The 19,862-nt window shown below is 56.1% G+C and carries 13 protein-coding genes and 4 pseudogenes; 9 read left to right on the top strand and 8 right to left on the bottom strand.

Going from position 1 to position 19,862, the window contains the following annotated elements; genetic code table 11:
* Positions 1-22: 22 nt before the first annotated feature.
* Positions 23-1,833, bottom strand: a pseudogene (gene xsc / locus TKWG_RS18185) (sulfoacetaldehyde acetyltransferase).
* Positions 1,834-2,023: 190 nt separating this feature from the next.
* Between xsc and TKWG_RS27355 the strand changes: the two are divergent.
* Together TKWG_RS27355 and TKWG_RS18175 are read left to right on the top strand one after the other, a co-directional pair.
* A pseudogene (locus TKWG_RS27355) lies at positions 2,024-3,700 on the top strand (amidohydrolase).
* Positions 3,697-4,668: a CobW family GTP-binding protein gene (locus TKWG_RS18175; RefSeq protein WP_081489344.1), complete on the top strand. Its 972-nt coding sequence runs from the start codon at positions 3,697-3,699 to the stop codon at positions 4,666-4,668. Before TKWG_RS27355 ends, TKWG_RS18175 begins: the two are co-directional and overlap by 4 nt.
* A gap of 131 nt (positions 4,669-4,799) precedes the next feature.
* Here the strand turns inward: TKWG_RS18175 and TKWG_RS26220 are convergent, their stop codons facing one another.
* From TKWG_RS26220 to TKWG_RS18165, 3 genes are all read right to left on the bottom strand, one after another.
* Positions 4,800-5,147 (bottom strand): Bug family tripartite tricarboxylate transporter substrate binding protein, encoded by a 348-nt coding sequence (locus TKWG_RS26220; protein WP_014752233.1) that lies wholly within the window; start codon positions 5,145-5,147, stop codon positions 4,800-4,802.
* Positions 5,069-5,773, bottom strand: coding sequence for a Bug family tripartite tricarboxylate transporter substrate binding protein (locus TKWG_RS18170; protein ID WP_014752232.1), 705 nt, complete (start codon positions 5,771-5,773; stop codon positions 5,069-5,071). Before TKWG_RS18170 ends, TKWG_RS26220 begins: the two co-directional genes overlap by 79 nt.
* Before the next feature lie 83 nt (positions 5,774-5,856).
* Positions 5,857-6,663: an IclR family transcriptional regulator gene (locus tag TKWG_RS18165; protein ID WP_014752231.1), complete on the bottom strand. Its 807-nt coding sequence runs from the start codon at positions 6,661-6,663 to the stop codon at positions 5,857-5,859.
* A 194-nt stretch (positions 6,664-6,857) separates the two neighbouring features.
* On the opposite strand from TKWG_RS18165, the pseudogene TKWG_RS18160 reads away from it, so the two are divergent.
* The 5 genes and pseudogenes from TKWG_RS18160 to TKWG_RS18140 all read left to right on the top strand — a co-directional run bounded on the left by TKWG_RS18160 (position 6,858) and on the right by TKWG_RS18140 (position 14,324).
* Positions 6,858-8,560, top strand: a pseudogene (locus TKWG_RS18160) (GMC family oxidoreductase).
* An 82-nt stretch (positions 8,561-8,642) separates the two neighbouring features.
* Positions 8,643-9,976, top strand: a pseudogene (locus TKWG_RS18155) (MFS transporter).
* A gap of 389 nt (positions 9,977-10,365) precedes the next feature.
* On the top strand, positions 10,366-12,204 hold the full coding sequence (locus TKWG_RS18150; protein WP_014752230.1) for a phosphoenolpyruvate carboxykinase (GTP): 1,839 nt from the start codon (positions 10,366-10,368) through the stop codon (positions 12,202-12,204).
* Positions 12,205-12,424: 220 nt separating this feature from the next.
* On the top strand, positions 12,425-12,877 hold the full coding sequence (locus TKWG_RS18145; RefSeq protein ID WP_014752229.1) for a MarR family winged helix-turn-helix transcriptional regulator: 453 nt from the start codon (positions 12,425-12,427) through the stop codon (positions 12,875-12,877).
* A 130-nt stretch (positions 12,878-13,007) separates the two neighbouring features.
* A complete protein-coding gene (locus TKWG_RS18140) occupies positions 13,008-14,324 on the top strand; it encodes an MFS transporter (RefSeq protein ID WP_014752228.1) in 1,317 nt (438 codons plus the stop codon).
* On the opposite strand, the gene TKWG_RS18135 is transcribed toward TKWG_RS18140, so the two are convergent.
* The 3 genes from TKWG_RS18135 to TKWG_RS23385 form a co-directional block, all read right to left on the bottom strand.
* A complete protein-coding gene (locus tag TKWG_RS18135; RefSeq protein ID WP_014752227.1) occupies positions 14,312-14,815 on the bottom strand; it encodes a DUF2938 family protein in 504 nt (167 codons plus the stop codon). The two genes, TKWG_RS18140 and TKWG_RS18135, sit on opposite strands and share 13 nt — an antisense overlap.
* Before the next feature lie 114 nt (positions 14,816-14,929).
* Complete coding sequence (locus TKWG_RS21945) at positions 14,930-15,757, bottom strand: META domain-containing protein (protein ID WP_014752226.1); 828 nt, start codon at positions 15,755-15,757, stop codon at positions 14,930-14,932.
* Positions 15,758-15,814: 57 nt separating this feature from the next.
* Entirely contained in the window at positions 15,815-16,261 is a 447-nt protein-coding gene (locus tag TKWG_RS23385) for a hypothetical protein (RefSeq protein ID WP_148274586.1), read from the bottom strand.
* Positions 16,262-16,550: 289 nt separating this feature from the next.
* On the opposite strand from TKWG_RS23385, the gene TKWG_RS18125 reads away from it, so the two are divergent.
* The gene (locus TKWG_RS18125) at positions 16,551-17,069 is read left to right on the top strand and encodes a HugZ family pyridoxamine 5'-phosphate oxidase (protein ID WP_014752225.1); all 519 of its coding nucleotides are present in this window, start codon (positions 16,551-16,553) and stop codon (positions 17,067-17,069) included.
* Between the two features lie 205 nt (positions 17,070-17,274).
* Here the strand turns inward: TKWG_RS18125 and TKWG_RS18115 are convergent, their stop codons facing one another.
* A complete protein-coding gene (locus tag TKWG_RS18115; RefSeq protein ID WP_014752223.1) occupies positions 17,275-18,636 on the bottom strand; it encodes an alanine/glycine:cation symporter family protein in 1,362 nt (453 codons plus the stop codon).
* Positions 18,637-18,884: 248 nt separating this feature from the next.
* On the opposite strand from TKWG_RS18115, the gene TKWG_RS18110 reads away from it, so the two are divergent.
* Positions 18,885-19,862 carry a metal ABC transporter solute-binding protein, Zn/Mn family gene (locus TKWG_RS18110; RefSeq protein ID WP_041710446.1) on the top strand — a complete coding sequence of 326 codons (978 nt, stop codon included), beginning with the start codon at positions 18,885-18,887 and terminating at the stop codon, positions 19,860-19,862.

Raw genomic sequence — 19,862 nt, 5'->3', positions numbered from 1 at the left:
CTCCTCCGGTTGCGCTAGTGGTTTAGACGTAGTCTTTGTATTTGTCCAGGAACCGTACAGGCTTGGACAGCGCATCGCGACGGAATGGATCACCAAGTTCGCGGGTGCACATGATTTCAATGACGCAGGTTTTGCCTTCGTTCATCTGCATGTCCACGGCCTTTTTCAGGGTCGGGCCCACGTCTTCCAGTTTGTCGACAACGAAACCGGTTGCACCCATGGCTTGCGCAATTTCGGCAAAGCTCTGGTTATCCAGTTCGCCGGCAACAAAGCGGCGGTTATAGAAGTCCACCTGGTTTTTCTTCTCGGCACCCCATTGACGGTTATGGAAGACCACTGCGGTTACCGGGATATCGTGGCGCACGCAAGTCATGATTTCGACCATGCTCATGCCCCAGGCGCCGTCGCCGGCATAGGCGATGGCAGGACGGTCCGGTGCAGCCACTTTGGCACCAATAATTGTGGGCAGGGCATAGCCGCAGTTGCCAAAGCTCATTGGTGCAAAGAAGCTGCGTGGTTTTTCGAAACGCAGGTAGCTATTGGCCACCGAGTTGATATTGCCGATGTCTGTAGAGACCATGACGTTTTCCGGCATGGCTTTTTCCAGTTCACGCAGTACCTGGCGTGGATGCAGATATTTGCCGCCTTCTTTCTTGGCTTCTTCGATCATGTCCAGGCTGTACGCATCTTTCTCATGCGTCCATTCATCCAGCTCTTTTTCCCATGCCGCTTTTTCGTCGGCAATGGTTTTGGCGCGCGTCTCTTTGGTTGCGTCCGAAGCCAGTTTCTTGTCCTGCAGCGCTCCAGCAATGCGACGGCCGCTGCCTTGGCATCGCCACAAATGCCAACTGAAATTTTCTTCACGAGGCCGAGCATTTTGTTGTCGGCATCAATTTGAATGATCTTCGCTTCTTTGGGCCAGTAATCCATGCCATGTTGTGGCAGCGTGCCGAATGGGCCCAGGCGTGAACCCAGCGCCACCACGACATCGGCCTGTGCGATCAGTTTCATGGCTGCCTTGGAACCCTGGTAGCCCAGCGGGCCGGCCCACAGCGGGTGGCTGGCAGGGAATGAGTCATTATGCAGGTAGCTGTTGACCACTGGCGCACCCAGCCGTTCGGCCAGTGCTTTACATTCTTCGACCGCATCGGCCATGACCACACCACCGCCGGAAAGGATAACGGGGAATTTGGCGGTAGCCAGCAGTTCGGCTGCTTCGTTCAGGCTTTTCTCGCCACCGGCGCCACGATCCAGACGCTGGGGCTGTGGAATCTCGGTTTCGATTTCGCCGTAGAAATAATCACGTGGAATATTCAACTGGGTCGGGCCGATTTCGGACAAAGCCCGGTCAAAGCAGCGGGCGGTATATTCGGCCATGCGTTTCGGGTTATTGACGTGTCCCTGGTACTTGGTGAATTCCTGGAACATAGGCAGCTGGTTGGCTTCCTGGAAGCCGCCCAGCCCCATGCCCATGGTGCCCGTTTCGGGAGTGATCATTACAACTGGAGAGTGTGCCCAATAGGCGGCAGCAATGGCTGTCACACAGTTGCTGATGCCAGGGCCGTTCTGGCCGATAACCACGCCATGGCGACCGCTGACCCGCGCATAGCCGTCTGCCATGTGCGCGCCGCCTTGTTCGTGAACCACCGGAATCAGCCGGATGCCGGCCGGGGCGAAGATATCCATGGCATCCATAAAGGCTGAACCCATAATGCCAAAGATATTGGTTACGCCATTGGCGACCATGGTTTCAACAAAGGCCTCCGATGGTGTCATTTTCTGCACGCCGCTAACGGCTTTCTGGGGGGATTGCTGGGGTGTTGATGTGTTCATGATTGACGTATCCTCACTTTGTTCGTGGAAATATGAATATTCGGTATGAAAAATTCCGATTTTTGTTAATGATACGAGGAAAATTGAGTCTTGGTCAACATAAATTTTAAAAACCGAGATAAATAATCTCGTAATGTAGAATTTTTATATCCGCCTATAGTAATATGTGCGGGTCAAAGGAGGAGTAAACATGTCGCAATCTAAATCGGACAAGGCAGAGATACGCATCTATCGTGCGCGCAGCATTATCACCATGAATCCCGCGCAGCCGCGGGCCACGCATGTCGCGGTCAGGGATGGCCGTATTCTGGGGGCCGGCGATCTGGCCTCATTACAGGGCTGGGGCGAGGCGGTGGTGGATGACCGGTTTGCGGACAAATTCATCATGCCTGGCTTGATTGAAGGGCATAGCCATTTGCTTGAAGGCGGCATGTGGAGTTTTGTCTATGTGGGTTTTTACGACAGGCGCGGTCCGGATGGGCGCTTGTGGAAAGGTCTGAAAACGTTGCAGGCTGTTGTTGCGCGCTTGCAGCAGGCTGAGCAGGCCATGGAGGATCCAGCCCAAACCCTGTGTGCGTGGGGTTTTGATCCGATCTATTTCCAGGGAGAACGAATAACAACCGAACATCTGGACCAGGTGTCGGCCAGCCGCCCGGTTGTGGTGCTGCATGCCAGTATCCACTTGATGAACGTTAACACTGCCATGCTGCAGATGGCCGGCATCACGGCTGATTCGGGTATCGATGGCGTCGAGTGTGACGCTTCGGGCAGACTGACAGGGCAGTTGCAGGAATTTGCGGCCATGTATCTGGTGTTCCGCAAGATCGGCAACGTCTATTTTGATGAGGGCAGACCTCCCACGGTATCTGGAATTTTGCCCGGGTAGCGCAACTGGCTGGCGTCACCACCGCGACTGACCTGGTCAATGACCTGAGCGAGGACACACTGGCCAGCCTGGCGGCAACCACCGCCGGTGAAACCTTTCCGTTGCGCCTGGTGCCGGCTTATGCGCCCTTGCGCGACCCCGAAGGCAAGGGACTTGATCGGGTCCTGCCCAGCATCGCGCGCAACACGGACAAACTCAGTTTTGGCATTGTCAAACTGATCGTGGACGGCTCCATTCAGGGCTTTACCGCCAGGCTGCGTTGGCCGCATTATTACAAGCCACCGGCAGGTGCGCAGGAGAACGGCATCTGGGTGATTCCGCCGCAACAGTTGCGCGAGCTGATCCAGACCTATCATGATGCGGGGCTGACCGTGCATATCCATACCAATGGCGATGAGGCGACCGACGTCGCGCTCGATGCCTGGAAGCGGTGCTTGCCGCCAGCCCGCGTCGCGACCACAGACATACCCTGCAGCATTGCCAGATGGCCAGCACGGCACAGTTTCGTCGCATGGCCAGCCTGGGTGTGTGCGCCAACCTGTTTGCCAACCATCTGTACTATTGGGGTGATGCCCATTACGAGATGACCATGGGGCCCGAGCGCGCCAACCGCTTGAACGCCGCTGCTACGGCGTTGGCTGAGGGTGTGCCGATTTCATTGCATTCGGATGCCCCGGTTACCCCTATTGCGCCCTGTTTACTGCCTGGTGCGCCGTCAACAGAATGACAGCGTCCGGCCGCGTACTGGGCGAGGAAAACCGGATTTCGGTGCAACAGGCATTGCATGCCATGACACTGGGCGCTGCCTATACGCTCAAGCTGGATGACCGGATCGGCAGTATCGAGACCGGCAAGCAGGCCGATTTTGCCATTCTTGAAGAAGATCCGCTGGCGGTCGATCCGGTCAGGCTCAAGGACATCAGGATCTGGGGCACCGTCCTGGGCGGCACGGTATTTCCCTGCCCGCAGACAGAAGCATGAGCACAACCATGAGCCAGGCCATCGCGCTGACCGTGCTGGGCGGCTTCCTGGGAGCCGGCAAAACGACGGTTCTCAATCAATTGCTGCAGGCGCCCCATGGCTTGCGGCTAATGGTCCTGGTCAATGATTTTGGTGCCGTCAATATTGACGCTTCGCTGATCCAGTCGGTCAGTGGAGACGGCGTTATTTCGTTGCGCAACGGGTGTGTATGCTGTTCCATGGGAGGTGAGCTGATGAACGCGCTTATGGCCATTGAAAAGCAGGCAGCCAACCTGGACGGGTTGATTATCGAGGGTAGCGGCGTGAGCGATCCAAAAAAGATCGCGCAGATCGGTGCGCTGGGTCAGGGGTTTGCCTTGCAGTCCATTATCACCGTCGTGGATGCGGCCGCCGTGCTTGAACAATGTGAGGATCGACATACCGGCCAGATGGTGAAAACGCAGATTGCCGCAGCCCATATAATTTTGCTCAATAAAATTGATCTGGTGGACCAGGCGCGGCGCAAGCTGGTGTTGGCCTGGCTGCATGATACGGCGCCGGGCATCCCCGTGTTTGTCGGTAGCAACGGTCAGTTTGACTGGACACGGCTGTTGTCTGGCTCAGCGCAACATCCATCACAAATGCCTACGGCCAGCGCCATCAGTACCGGGCTGTTTGCCGGCCGGCAGACCATGGCGCCGGCAGCACAGTCATTTGAGTCTTATAGTTTTGACAATGCCGGCGCATTTGATGAGCAACGGTTGCTCGCGGTTTTTGATCAAATGCCGGCGTCGGTTCTGCGCGCCAAGGGCATTGTTCTGCTTGGCCCGGAAAAAAGAATGTGCGTGTTGCATTATGTGCGAGGCCAGCGCGTGAACCTTGAACCAGCAATGCAGACAGCATGCGCCGGACCGCTGGTGTTTGTCGGCACAACGCAGCTGGACAAGGTGGCGCTGCAAGATGCACTCAGGCAGGCCGTGCTGGCCTGAACCTCTCGGGCCATTGGCCGTGGGCCCGCAGCGCCTGCGGCAGGTGCCTGCTATCCTGTTCTCTTGGCAGGCGAGCAGCGCCCGTGGCGGACGCTCCCAAATGGCGATGACAGATCAACAGTCGTATCGCCTCAATTTGCCTTAAAGCCCGATTCCTTGATAATCGGTGGCCAGGTTTTCTTTTCCTTTTCCAGTAACGCCGTCATGCTGGCGGCCGATTCGCCGGTCAGCTCCAGGCCCAGCTTTTCGAAGTTCTTGCGCAACTGGGCATTTTGGGCAATGGCGATAAACGCCTTTTCCAGCCGGGCGATGGTGTCCGGTGGCGTGCCTTTTGGTACATAGGCGCCATACCAGATTTTTACGTTCTCGAAGCCGCCAACACCCTGTTCATGCAGCGTTTTTACACCGGGCAGAAAGCTGACCGGCTGGGTGCCGGCCAGTCCCAGAAAGCGGATTTTCCCGGCGCGATACAGTTCCATCTGCGCACCCGCTGCGTCCACGCCCAGCGGCACATGGCCGCCCATTTCATCATTGACCAGCTGCGGCCGCCGGAATAGGAAGCCGGTTCAAGTTTGACGTTGTGTTGCTTGGCCATCTGCAGCACGCCAAAGTGCGTGGGACCGCCCAGTCCGGCCAGGCCGACAGCGGCAAGCGCCGGATCAGCCTTGACTGCGGTCATATATTCCTGAATCGTTTTGTACGGTTGGACGCTGCCGGTAGATATCACAATCGGCACGTTCGCCAGATTGGCCACGGGCGTCAGGTCGCTGGGGGAATAGTTGAGCTTGGCATAGGTGTAGGGATAACTGGTAAATGGCATGGAGTGCGAGAGCAGGACCGTGCGTCCGTCGGGTTTGGCCCTTGCGACTTCGGTTGCCGCCATCATGGTCGAGGCGCCTGGCTTGTTTTCGACATAAGCCTGGCCATTGCCGGTTTTTCTGTATTCTTCGGCGACAGCGCGCGCCAGCGCGTCGAGAATTCCACCTGCCGGATAACCGACAACAATTTTAATCGTGTCGTTCTGAGCCCAGGCCTGGGAAGCCAGGCCCGGGACCAGTGCGACAGCGGACAAAACCAGGGAACGCAAAAAAGGACGTTTGTTCATGAGATCACCTATAGATCAGTTATTTAAGGCTGTTGAGTACGGCGGTTAAGTACGGCTGTGGATGAAATGAAATGCATGGGTTGTCACGGGGTTTCGAAATCCTGCCTGTCGCCAGGCTTTGCATTGCCGGCCAGCACCTGGCCCAGCGCCAGGGCGGTGTCCTTCATCATGCTGGAGAAAGTGAACAGGTCTGAAAATGAATGCGTCGCGGTCGGGGCATGACAGGCGACAGCCGCAATCACGCGGCCTCGGTCGTCCTGGACCGGCACGGCAATGGCGACCATGCCTTTGACGAACTCTTCGTTGTCGGTGCCGATTTTCTGCTGCGCGATCAGCCCCAGTTCATGAGCAAGGCGTTGGCGGTCGGTAATGGTTTTGGGTGTCATGGCCGGTAGCGGCAGCGTATCGAGCAGGCTCTTGCGGTGCACATCGGGCATCATTGCCAGAAACAGTTTGCCGCTGGCGGTGCAATGCAATGGCACATGGGCGCCGGTGCGCAGATGCAGTTGCAGGCGCATGTCGCTCTCAGGTTCGACACGCGCCAGATAATGCACCTGATTGTCGATCAGCGCGGTCAGATTGCACGTTTCTCCGGTGGCAGCCACCAGCTTTCCAAGCAGCAGTCGGCACATACGATCAAAGTGCGTGGAGCTGAGCACGGACAGTGCTAATTGATGCGAACAGGCGCCCAGTACGTAGCCGCGATCATCAGGCAGCCGCGTGACATAGGCGGCGTCCTGCAACTGTTGCAAAAGCCGCAGAACACTGGCCTTGGGCAACGCGGTGCGCTGGGCGATCTGTGCAAGTGATAGCGGATAGCTGGCGCAGGCCAGGTGCTCTATCACAGTCAGAATACGCAGATGTTTTGAATCTTGATTTGTCATAGTCATGTTTGTCTCTCTATTTATTGTGGAATAAAAAAAATTAAATATCCAATAATTTGAAACTATCCGTTCCGGTAAATGAAATGAAAACGGCGGTTATCGTTTCAAAATTGAAATGATTGGTGTATACCCCTAACAAATCGTGGCTTGCCAGACGCACACTAGCTCCAACAAATCAGAACTGGCAGGTAGACAAGACTATGCAAGAGAACGTGGACTATGTGGTGGTGGGCGGCGGCTCAGCCGGGTGCGTAATGGCCAACAGGCTGAGCGAGAATGGCAAATATTCAGTGTGCCTGCTGGAGGCGGGTCCGGCTGATCGCAATATGTGGATTCATATTCCTATCGGTTATGGCAAGACCATGTTCAATCCGCGATTGAACTGGGGCTTTTACACCGATCCCGATCACAATATGCTGGATCGCCGGATTTACTGGCCGCGCGGTAAAACGCTGGGCGGCAGCAGTTCTATCAATGGCCTGATCTACATCCGCGGGCAGAAGGAAGATTATGATCATTGGGAAGCGTTGGGCAACCAGGGATGGAGTTGGGATGCCTGCCTGCCGTACTTCCGTAAACTTGAAAATAATGACCTTGGGCCCGGCCCGACTCATGGCACGGATGGTCCGCTTAATGCTACGTCGATCCCGACCCGTCACGAATTGGTCGATGCGCTGATTAGTGCCGCCAACAGTCTGGGCATACCGTCTCGCAAGGATTTCAATACAGGCGATCAGCGCGGAGCCGGGTACTACCAGTTGACGACCCGTAATGGCCGGCGCTGTTCCACCGCGGTCGCCTATCTGAACCCGGCAAGGCGCCGCCCGAACTTGCGTATCGAAACCGAAGCGCAGGCCATGCGTATTTTGTTCCGTGGGAAGAAAGCGGCAGGCATTCAATATCGCCAACATGGGACAGTCAAGACATTAAACGTAAACCGCGAAGTGATCCTGTGCGCGGGCGCCCTGCAGTCGCCGCAGTTATTGCAATTGTCAGGGGTGGGTAATCCAGCACACCTGAATCCATTAGGCATTCCCATGGTGCATGCGCTCAATGGCGTGGGCGAGAATCTTCAGGACCATTTGCAGTTTCGCCTGATCTACGAAGTGAACAAGCCCATTACTACCAATGATCTGCTGCGCAGCTGGAGCGGCAAGGCAAAGATGGGCCTGCAATGGGCGCTGCTGCGAGGCGGCCCGCTGGCCATTGGTATTAACCAGGCGCGCTGTTTTGCAACGCCTTGTCCGAAACCGACGCGCGCCCCGATGTGCAGTTTCATTTTGGCACGCTGTCGGCCGATATGGCCGGCGGTAAGGTTCATGACTTTTCAGGCTGCACCTTTTCCGTGTGTCAGTTACGCCCCGAATCGCGCGGACATCTTCGTATTCGCTCGACTGACCCGTTCGAGGCGCCGGCGATGCAGCCCAATTATCTGGCAACCGACCTGGATCGCCGCACGGCCATTGCCGGAGTGCGCTTAACCAGAAAGCTTGCAGACGCCCAGCCAATGCAGTCCCTGATGAAGGGCGAGGTCAAGCCTGGACGCGATGTCCGCAGCGACGATGAGATTTTGCATTTCTGCCGCGAGAACGGCGCCACGATTTTCCATCCGTCGGGCACCGCGAAGATGGGGCCCGCAGAGGACCCGATGGCGGTTGTCGATCACCGGCTGGCCGTCAGAGGCCTGCAGGGACTACGTGTGGTTGATGCTTCGATTATGCCAACGCTCGTGTCGGGAAATACCAACGTGCCGGTTGTCATGGTTGCCGAAAGGGCCGCTGTATTTGTGCTTGAGGATGCGCAGGCCGGTGATCAGGCCAGCCGGATCCAGAGCCCTGCGGTGGCCGGACTCAATGAAGTACAGGTGGAAGCCACCGCAGCAGAAAGCGTGCAGATAAGTTAGCAAGCGGCAGGGAGAGCGAAGCGACGTGCAATTGCAAATGAAATATGTCGGTTCGAAATGAAAGCTGTACATAAATCAATACATGGAGACAACAATGAGTGACAAAAAAGGATTGCGCAGGGTCGTAGCCGCCTCGCTGGTAGGTGCGACGATTGAATGGTACGACTTTTTTCTATATGGAGTGATCGCCGGCCTGGTGTTCAACCAACTGTATTTTCCCGGCGAAGATCCCTATATCGGTACGCTGCTGGCGTATGCAACGTTTGCGGTAGGCTTTCTGGCGCGCCCGCTGGGCGGTATCATTTTTGGTCATCTGGGCGACAAGGTCGGGCGCAAAAGCGCACTGATCATGACATTGATGATCATGGGTGTTTCCACCGTGGCCATCGGTCTGATTCCTTCTTACGACAGTATTGGTATCTGGCGCCAGCATTACTGCTGTTTTGCCGTGTCCTGCAGGGTATCGGCCTGGGAGGAGAATGGGGTGGCGCGGTGCTCATGACCTATGAATATGCGCCGCCAGAGAAAAAAGGATTGTATGCCTCCCTGCCGCAAATCGGGCTGTCTCTGGGGCTGTGCCTGGCCTCGGGTGTCGTCGCGCTGTTGTCGTCCTTGCTGACCGATGCGCAGTTCCTGAGCTGGGGCTGGCGCATTGCCTTTTTGTTGTCATCTCTGCTGGTCTTTGTCGGAATGTACATCCGGCTGGCCGTCAAGGAAAGTCCGGAGTTTGCGCAGATCAAGGCGCAAAATGCGGAAAGCAAGATTCCGTTTGTGGAGATGATCAAGAACTATCCAATGAACATTCTGAAGGGTATGGGTGCTCGCTATATTGACGGCGTATTTTTCAATATTTTCGGCGTCTTCATTATCAGCTATCTGACCAAGAACCTGGAGATGTCGCGAACCGACGCGCTGACCGGCGTGATGATTGCCGCTATCGTGATGTGCGCTTTCATTCCTTATTTTGGCGCGATGTCCGACCGGCTCGGGCGCACCCGTACTTATTTCTGGGGCTCCCTGATTACCGGTTTTTCGGCGATTCCGGCATTCTGGCTCATGACCACTTTTTCGGACAACGTGTTTGTCGTCTGGCTCTCAATTGTGATTCCTTTCGGTATTCTGTATGCCATGGTGTATGGTCCGGAAGCGGCCTTGTTTTGCGAATTGTTTGACACGCGGGTCCGGTACACGGGTATTTCATTTGTGTATCAGTTTTCCGGCATCTTTGCCTCGGGCATCACACCGCTGATCGCCACGGCACTGTTGCGCGAGAATAACGGTCAACCCTGGCTGGTGGTGGCCTATACCGTCATCGTGGGCATTATCTCCGCGTTGAGCGCGGCGTCCATCAAAACAGCCAGAACAGACCGGGAAAGCGTTAAGGCGCGCTCTGCCGTTGCTGCGGTAGCACGATAATTGTTGACTTTCATACCGAAGCCCTCAGCAGGCAAAATTGCCGGTCTGGGGGCTGAAATATAATTGTGCAATGCGTCATTAAATAGCCGATAAGGGCAATTTCAAGTGTGATGTAGCTATGTGCATATGCGGAAAATAACATTTACAAATATCATAGCTGGTAAGCTTGTGCATGCTGTCCGGAACGTAACACAGGCAACAAGTTGAAACGCATAAAGGAGAAAGCATACACATAATCGTCATGCGGTATTAGAATGAGGCGTCATTCCGGACTGATTTACATCCCTGCACGACTGGCAGGCCCGGTCCGGCGCCATACGGCATCGTTTCAACAGACGCCTTCAAAGGAGGCGTTTTTGCATTTGCCAGAATACGGAGATCCAAACCCTATGAATGCAGCTCGACCCGAACCTTCACTTCAAATCAATGCGCCCGAATGGGTGCAGCACGCCGGCCTGAAAGACTGGGTGGCGCAAATTGCCGCGCTGACCCAACCAGATCGTATCGAATGGTGTGATGGTTCCCAGGAAGAATATGACCGCCTGTGTGCGTTGATGGTTCAATCCGGTACTCTGCGCAAACTGAACCCTCAGAAGCGCCCCAACTCTTATCTGGCCTGGTCTGATCCCGATGATGTGGCGCGAGTGGAAGACCGCACGTATATCTGTTCCGAAAAAGAAGAAGACGCTGGTCCGACCAACAATTGGAAAGCACCTGCGCAAATGCGCGAAACGCTCGATGGCCTGTTCGATGGCTGTATGCGTGGCCGCACCATGTATGTGATTCCTTTTTCCATGGGGCCGCTGGGCTCTCCTATAGCCCACATTGGCGTCGAATTGTCCGACTCTCCCTATGTGGCTGTCAATATGCGGCTGATGACCCGGATGGGGCGCAAGGTGTATGACATTCTGGGCAGCAATGGTGAATTTGTGCCTTGCGTGCATTCGGTGGGCAGTCCGCTGGCACCAAACCAGGCCGATGTTTCCTGGCCCTGCAACAAGACCAAATATATCGTGCATTATCCGGAGACCCGTGAAATCTGGTCGTATGGTTCCGGCTATGGCGGCAATGCCTTGCTGGGCAAAAAGTGCTTTGCCTTGCGCATTGCCTCGAACATGGGTCGGGATGAAGGCTGGATGGCCGAGCATATGTTGATCCTGGGCGTGACCTCGCCTGAAGGTAAAAAAATGCATGTCGCAGCAGCGTTCCCTTCTGCCTGCGGTAAAACCAATTTCTCGATGATGATTCCGCCGGCGTCGCTGCCAGGCTGGAAAATCACAACTGTGGGCGACGATATTGCGTGGATCAAACCTGGTGCAGATGGCCGTTTGTACGCGATCAATCCTGAAGCCGGCTATTTCGGCGTTGCGCCAGGCACTAACGAGAAAACCAATTTCAACTGCATGGCCTCGTTGCGTGAAAACGTGTTGTTTACCAACGTGGCGCTTACCGATGATGGCGATGTGTGGTGGGAAGGCATGGGGCCCGCGCCCGCGCACCTTATTGACTGGCAAGGCAAGGACTGGACTCCCGACTCAGGACGCAAGGCTGCCCATCCCAATGCCCGTTTTACCGTAGCGGCAACCCAGAATCCGGTAATCGATCCGGAATGGGACAATCCTGCAGGCGTGGCGATTGACGCCTTCCTGTTTGGTGGCCGCCGATCCGACACTGTGCCGCTGGTAACAGAGGCGCGCAACTGGGTGGAAGGGGTGTACATGGCTGCCACGATGGGGTCCGAAACCACCGCCGCTGCGGCCGGAGCGCAGGGCGTGGTGCGGCGCGACCCATTCGCCATGCTGCCGTTTTGCGGTTACAACATGAGTTCCTACTTCCAGCACTGGCTCGATCTGGGGCGCAGGCTTGAGCAGTCCGGTGCGAAACTGCCTCACATTTTCTGCGTGAACTGGTTCCAGACCGATGACAATGGCAAGTTCATCTGGCCCGGCTTCGGTGAGAACATGCGCGTGCTCAAGTGGATGCTGGAACGCATCGACGGCACGGCCCATGGAGAGGAAAATCTGTTTGGCGTATCGCCACGTTTCGAAGATATTACCTGGGATGGGCTGTCTTTTGACGCTGCGCAATTTAAGCGCATAACCACCATTGAGCAGGAACAATGGCGCCGTGAACTGGGTCTGCACGAGGAGCTGTTCAACAAACTCCAGCAGCGTTTGCCCACGGAGTTGGCACAGATTCGCGAGCGTCTGGACAGCCAGGTCGCCTGATCGTCATTGCGTTGGCAGGGCCGCCCGCTAACGGGTGGTCTTGCCAGGCTGTGCCCGTCAGGCCTGTCCGGTGTGTCCGAACAGATGCCGTCTCTGCCAGCGTTAGCTCGATAGCGGTTTGCCGGCGACATTCCAGGCCTGCAATAAACAGAAAGATAAAAGCCCGACAGAAAAGAAGGTTACCTTTGTAGTTTTCCTGTTAATCTGCTACCATGGCGCTATGGATAAGAAACCGTTGAGCCCCGAACAGGCGCGGGTATCGGAACTGGCTGCAGAACTGCGCATTCTGATTTCCTCGTTTACACGCAAGCTGCGTGCCCAGGCCAGCGCAGGGGACTTCACCCCTTCGCAGCGTTCGGTATTGTTGCGTCTGGAGCGCGACGGGCCCACGACAGTGACCGCCTTGGCGCGTGCCGAAGGTGTCAGGCCACAATCGATGGGCGCAACGGTATCCGGTCTGGAAGCTGCGGGCCATATCAAGGGTACGCCCGATCCGGCCGATGGTCGCCAGACCATACTGTCACTGACACCGCAGTTTCTCACCATGATCCAGGCCAGTCGCGCCGCCAGGGAAGACTGGCTGCTGCGGGAAATCTACGCCTGCTACAACACAAAAGAACAGGAATCGCTGGCCAAAGCCATAGAGCTGCTCAAGCGACTCGTTAGTCACTGACCGCGGCGGTTTTTACGCGCAGCACCATCGCCGACGATCCCGCGTCGCCTGTCGTCTCTACTGAAAGGAGACGACAGCGCCCGCGTCTTGTCGACCTTCAGAACCATTTTTCGGCATCGCGGGGGGAGTTGTGGGTACCATCAAAAGCGGCACATTCAGATCTCTTGCCATTCGGAATTATCGAATCTGGGCAGGGGGCGCCATTGTGTCCAACGTTGGCACCTGGATGCAGCGTACTGCACAAGACTGGTTGGTACTCACTTATCTGACCCAAAACAATGCCACTGCCGTAGGTATTGTAATGGCGTTGCAGTTTGGCCCCCAGATTTTTCTTCTGCCTGTGACCGGCCTTGCCGCTGATTACCTGGATCGGCGCAAACTATTGATTGCAACGCAGGCAGCCATGGGTTTGCTGGCGCTTGGCCTGGGGCTGCTCACGCTCACCGGCCTGGTGCAATTATGGCATGTGTATATCTTTGCGCTTTTGCTGGGCTGCGTCACGGCCTTTGATGCGCCGGCGCGCCAGACCTTCGTTTCCGAGCTGGTTGGCGATACTGATCTGTCCAATGCGGTTGCCTTAAATTCGGCCTCCTTCAATGCTGCCCGCATGATCGGCCCGGCGGTTGCCGGTTTGCTGATTGCCGGCGTGGGCACCGGTTGGGTCTTCCTTATCAACGCCATCACGTACCTGGCGGTGATTGCCTCGCTGTTGCGCCTTAAAGTGCAGGATCTTAACCGGACCAAGCGGGCGCCGCGTACAGCGGGCAGCCTGGTCCAGGGGTTTCGTTACGTCTGGAGCCGGCCCGATCTGAAGGCGCTGTTCATGATGCTTTTTCTGATCGGCACCTTTGGGCTTAACTTTCCCATTTATATCTCGACCATGTCTGTGACCACTTTCCATGTTGGCGCTAATGAATACGGCTTGCTGTCTTCGACCATGGCCATCGGCTCGGTTTGTGGTGCGTTGCTGGCCGCACGTCGGGCTCGTCCACGTATTGCATATGTGTTAACTGGTGCGGGCATCTTCGGTTTTGGGTGTGTGCTGGCTGCAATCTCGCCCAATTACTGGGTCTTTGGTGTAGTGCTTGTGGTGCTGGGGATTGCTGCCCAGACTTTTAATACGACCGTGAACAGCACGGTGCAAATGTCCACCGATGCGGCCATGCGCGGACGGGTGATGGCGATTTACATGGCTATTGCGTTGGGCGGTACGCTCATTGGGGCGCCCATTGTCGGATGGGTCGCCGATGCGTTTGGCCCCCGCTGGTCGTTGGGTGTTGGCGCCGCGGCCGGCGTGCTCGCCATGCTAGTGGGGCTGCGGTACATGTTCAAGTACCGGGCGTTGGCCGTCAAGCTGGTGCAGTATCGTGTGCAGTTCAGCCTGGACGGTCATGAAGTGCAGTTGCGCGAACAACGCCGGCGTCAGGCCCGGATTCAGGCCAGATAGTCAGACAGCGCAATTGCACTCAGGTACAAAGCAAGACTGAATACAACGTGGTTGACGATGGTGCGCAGTCGCATGCGCAGCGGATCCGGCGTCTTGCGGGCGGCCACGCCCAGGCCCAGGCCGGGTTGCATCAGAAACCAGGCGGCGCAGGTGGCCAGCACCAGGCCAACCAGAAACGGGGCAAACAGAGTCGGGTAACTGGCATTCTGGAAGAACCAGATAGCCACGACCAATATGCCGTACACAATACCGATCACGTAATGGGCGATCCAGCCGATAGCCAGTTCGCCGCGAACTGGGATGGCATCTGCAATATTGTCGTGCCGATAGACACCGTCTTTCATGTGGGCAAACCAGCGTCCGGCCAGTGCCCAGTTGGCCGGCGCTGCATCGTAGGCGCGTTTTGCCACAAGCGCCCAGATATCCAGGATAACAGTTGCGGCAATGCCGATCATGATGCCGTGTAAAAAGAGGGTAGGGATGCTATACATGGGAGATGTTCTTGCCGTCTCAAATAAGTAAGAATGTAAGAAGCAATGGTCAGGGTGTTGGCCCGCCCATGGCCGGATGGGACAGGCGCAGGCACGAACCGGCGCCTGGCGCGCTTATTGCAGAGCAACCGCGTCAAAACCGGCCACAATATTGCCGCTGGCATCCAGCATGTCCAGATGCTCCGCGCTGATTCTATAGCGTGTCACAGTAAGCAGGGCATTCAGGAATGCAGTTTCCACTGCCATCCCTTGCGGGCAGGCCATCATGGTGCCGGCCACCTGTTTGAGCTTCAACTGATCGCCTTTCTCTTCGAAGCCGCCCATCATACGATTGCAGCCGCTACTCCCGGAGAGCCTATCGTCGCTGGCCGAAAACACGATATGTGCCTCACGTTGCTGATCGTGCGCCTTGACGGCCTTGCCCTGTAGGGTGACCAGCTTCCAGTAGGTATTGCGCAAGGGGCTGTCGGGCTTGGCTGCTGCGCTGCCGGGCCCCTGGCTCGCCGCGGGCGCAACGGATGAGGCAGCAGCTGCGGCCATGGCCCCGGCTGTATCTTTTGGAGTGCCTTTTCTCATCAGAATCATGAGCGGCTGGTTGTCGGCCTGGGGCAGTGTGACCGGTGCAGCGCCGGAAAAAAGGACACGGCCCTGCACCGATAGCGCTGTGCTAACCCGGTATTGTTGTCCGGGCGGGACAGTGGCGTCGTAGACAATTTCAAACTTGAAGGGGGTCTGGCCGGCAGGGTTCAGGGCTGCATGACCCACTACGGGTCCGGCAGTGCCGTCCGGCTGTACTTGATGCAGACTTGCTTCGAATACGGCATCGGCCGGCGCGGCAATACGTTCGCGATAGATTGCCGTACCCTGGAGCGTTGCCGCCTGCGCATATGACCCGATCACACATGTCATAGCCAGCAAGGGTCGAAGAAAAGCCTGAATCATGATTCTGTCCTTGTGAGTCAATTGAGGTTGCCGTCATCATAACCGGGCGGGCTGTATTCACACAATGACTAGCGCCAACACGACGGTCATCGCGCCGTGCGGGCTGAACCGGATGCACGCGCCGATGCGGGCGCCATTGATGTGACAACACGGCGCATTGCGCCAGCTATTCGGGCGCTTTCCAAGGGTTTGTACTAATATGGGGCGTTTCTTGACCGATAACTCGCTGATTGATGCGGATGGCTGCTGTAAAAACCTGGCATGCAACTTGCTGTATATCCGGTGAGAGGTTTCGACAGAATATTTTCTTTTCTCGCCGCAACAGCTCGAATCTGTGTATTTTTCTTGTAAAGGGGTATTACTATGCACCGCCATCATTTCTACAGCGATATGTTCGATTCTGTCCTGGACAAAATCTGCTACGCAGTCACCCTGCTGGGAACCATGAAGAGCGGCCAAAGGGAAACGTACTGGGATTAAGAGCGAGACAAGGACCGTGATCATACCGTTTGATCGTGGTTTATAAAACTCTGGTAAAAAGGGTAACACCCTGGTCTATTGCCTGTGCAACAGCCCAGGGTTTTTTATTGCCGTTTGCGCCCGGACTGCCGTCAGCGCCCTGCCTGTAAAGACGATAAATACAGGCGTTGGGTACGTGCCAACCTACCGCCGCTACCAGGGATTTGCAACAACTGCCGTAAGACAGGGATCTGGTACACTTTCCGGTGTCAGGCGCACTGGCTTTGCATGCAGCCGCCAGCAGCGCCTTTCAAACCGTATGGAAGAATCTCATATGAGTAATAATATCGATATGCTCACGCTGGCGCCCGAGATTGATCGGTTGCACCAGGAGTGCCTTAGCCTGATCATGGCTACAACCAATGCACAGCATGCGCCATGCGCCAGTTATACACCCTTTGCCTATATGGATGACCGGTTTTATATCCTGGTTTCTGCGCTGGCCGTGCATGGTCAGAACCTGAAAGTGCAGCCAGCCCTGGACATCCTTCTGATCGAGGACGAGAGCCGGGCACGCAATATTTATGCGCGCCTGCGCCTCAATTACCAAGTTACTGCGTCCCCGGTAGAAAAAGGGTCAGAGGAGCATGATCGAGCGATCACATTGCTTGGCCAGCGCGCTGGCAAGACGGTTGCATTGCTCGATAGCCTGGACGATTTCACCCTGTATCGCCTGACGCCGCTGCGTGCAACGCTGGTGCAGGGTTTCGGGAAGGCGTTTGTTTTTGATCCCATGGATCTGTCCGAAGGCGCTATTGCGCTGAACGATAAAAATATCGATCAGTATCGTTAATCGCGCGCCTGCGCCAGGGCACGGGCTGTTTGCCGTTGTGCCATTAAGTGGCTGAAGACTGCAAACAGCAGGGCCGTTGGAGCCCGACCCTGCTGTTTTCTTGTTGCGATATGTGCGCTGTCGTTTGCCTTGGCAGGCGCTTGTGTTGCGGCCAAGTGCAGGGCTTGCAGCAGCCCTGAAGCCGACTGCAAGCCCTGGCGATCGATTAAGGCAATTCGCCCGATTTACGTTTAGCGATAAAGTCGCGGGTTTCCTTAACAATTACCCCTGACAGCAATACCAATGCAATCAGGTTGGGCACCGCCATCAGGCCGTTGAAGGTATCGGCAGCGGCCCAGACCAGGTCCAGGCTGGCAATCGTGCCGATCATCACACTGGCTACATAAATAATGCGATAGGGCAGTACAAACCATTCACCCAGCAGATAGGACGCACATTTTTCGCCGTAATAGCACCAACCCAGAATCGTGGAGTAGGCAAAGAAGACCAGCCCAATGGTGACGATCCAGCCGCCGGGGCCCGGCAGCAACAGATTGAATGTCTGGGTGGTCAGCGCTGCACCGGTCTCGCCGTTCGTGTAAATGCCGCCCATGACCAGCACCAGGCCGGTTATGCTGCACACCACAATGGTGTCCAGGAATGTGCCTGTCATGGACACCAGCGCCTGGCGCACCGGATGATCGGTTTTTGCTGCGGCAGCGGCAATAGGGGCGCTACCCATCCCGGCTTCATTTGAAAATACGCCTCGCGCCACGCCATAGCGGATGACGGTGCCAATGGCGCCGCCTGCGACGGCTTCGCCACTGAACGCATCACGAAAGATTGTGGCAAAGGCCGGACCCAGCAGATCCAGATGCATGAAAATAATGATCAGCCCGCCAGCGACGTAAAAAATGGCCATGAACGGCACAATGAACGATGATGCAACCGCAATGCTTTTGATGCCGCCCAGGATCACGATCGCTGTAAACACGGTGAGCACGATTCCGGTGATCATGGGATCAATGGCAAAACTGGCCTGGATGGATTGGGCCACGGAATTGGACTGCACCGAACTGCCGATGCCGAAAGAGGCCAGGGTGCCAAACAGCGCGAACAAAATGGCAAGCCATTTCCAGTTCAGGCCGCGTTCAATGTAATACATTGGTCCGCCGGACATCTCGCCGCGTTCATTGACGATCCGGTATTTGACCGCCAGCACACCTTCGCCAAACTTGGTGGCCATGCCGAAAATGGCGGTGATCCACATCCAGAAAACGGCGCCAGGCCCGCCCAGAACCACCGCCGTCGCTACGCCTGCAATATTGCCGGTGCCAATGGTGGCCGAAAGGGCAGTCATCAGTGCGCCAAAATGGGAAATATCACCCTGATCATCGCTGCCGTCGCTCTTTTTGGGATGGGGCGTAAACGCCTGTTTGAGGGCGAAGGGCAGCATGGTAAATTGCAGAAATGCCAGTCGCAGGGTCAGATAAACACCGGTTCCGACCAGGAACACGAGCATGACGGGTCCCCACACCCAGCCGCCCACGGTATCAAAAAATGCCTTCAGTACGTCCAAATACTGCATCGTACTTCACTCCTTTATATTGAATTGATTTTTGGCGAAGGCTTCTCCCCGCCGTCGCAGGCTCAAGAATACCTGATTCTTTTTCGCCGGAAAAGGACTGGGCAGACTAATAATGGTGACGGAAAGTACAGAATTTATTGACGCTTTTAGTGTTATGTTATAACATAACTGAAATTGAATTAGCTATACATCTGCCCGCCGCGCGAGGGCGCGGCCCCATTCTTACCCAGAGGTTTCACGTGCACACTGTGTTCAAACAGCTTTTTATTTCCGGCGCCATCGGCGTGGCTTTCATGGGTAGCGTCAGCGCCGCAACGGTCAATGTCGTGACCAGCTTTTCCATTCTTGAGGATTTTGCCAGTCAGGTGGGGGGCGATCGTATCACGGTCAAGTCCATTGTTCCCGTCAATGGCGATGTGCATGCCTATGAGCCCCGGCCAACCGACGTGATCGCGTTCAAGCGTGCCGACCTGGTGCTGGCCAATGGCTTGCAGTTCGATACGTTTATGCAGCGGCTGGCTAAATCCAGCGAAACCAAGGCCCCCGTGGTGGAGGTCACCAAGGGTATTGAGCCCCTGAAAAACACCGAAGACGAACACGGGCATGGGGCAGAGCCGGCCCATGATGATCACGATCATGGCCACGATCACGATCACGATCATGCTCATGAACATGAACATGAACATGATCATGGCGAGTATGACCCTCATGCCTGGCAGTCTGTGCCCAACGCCATGATTTATGTGAAAAATATTGCTGATGCCTTGTGCAAGGTCGACAGTGCAGGATGCGAGTCATACAAGGCAAACGCCAGTGCCTATACGGAAAAACTGCAGGCGCTGCATGAGTCTGTCAAAGCGGCGTTCTCCGCATTGCCCAAAGACAAACGTACGCTCATCACCTCGCATGATGCCTTCGGCTATCTGGGTGCTACCTATGGCCTGACGTTGCTGGCGCCCGAGGGCACTTCCTCGGCGACCGAAGCGACTGCCGCGGATGTTGCTGCGATTATCCGTCAGATTCGGGAGGACAAAGGGTCTGCCGTGTTCATGGAAAATATCAGCAATCCGGCTCTGATCAAGCAGATTGCCTCGGAAGGCAACGTGGCTGTGGGCGGCAAGCTGTATTCGGATGCGCTGTCCGGCCCCGATGAGCCCGCCCCGACCTATTTGAAGATGATGCAATACAACGCCGACACCATTACCAAGGCGATCCTGAAGAAATAG

The organism is Advenella kashmirensis WT001, assembly GCF_000219915.2.
Taxonomy (GTDB): domain Bacteria; phylum Pseudomonadota; class Gammaproteobacteria; order Burkholderiales; family Burkholderiaceae_B; genus Advenella; species Advenella kashmirensis.
This window is presented reverse-complemented; position numbering and strand designations above follow the sequence as displayed.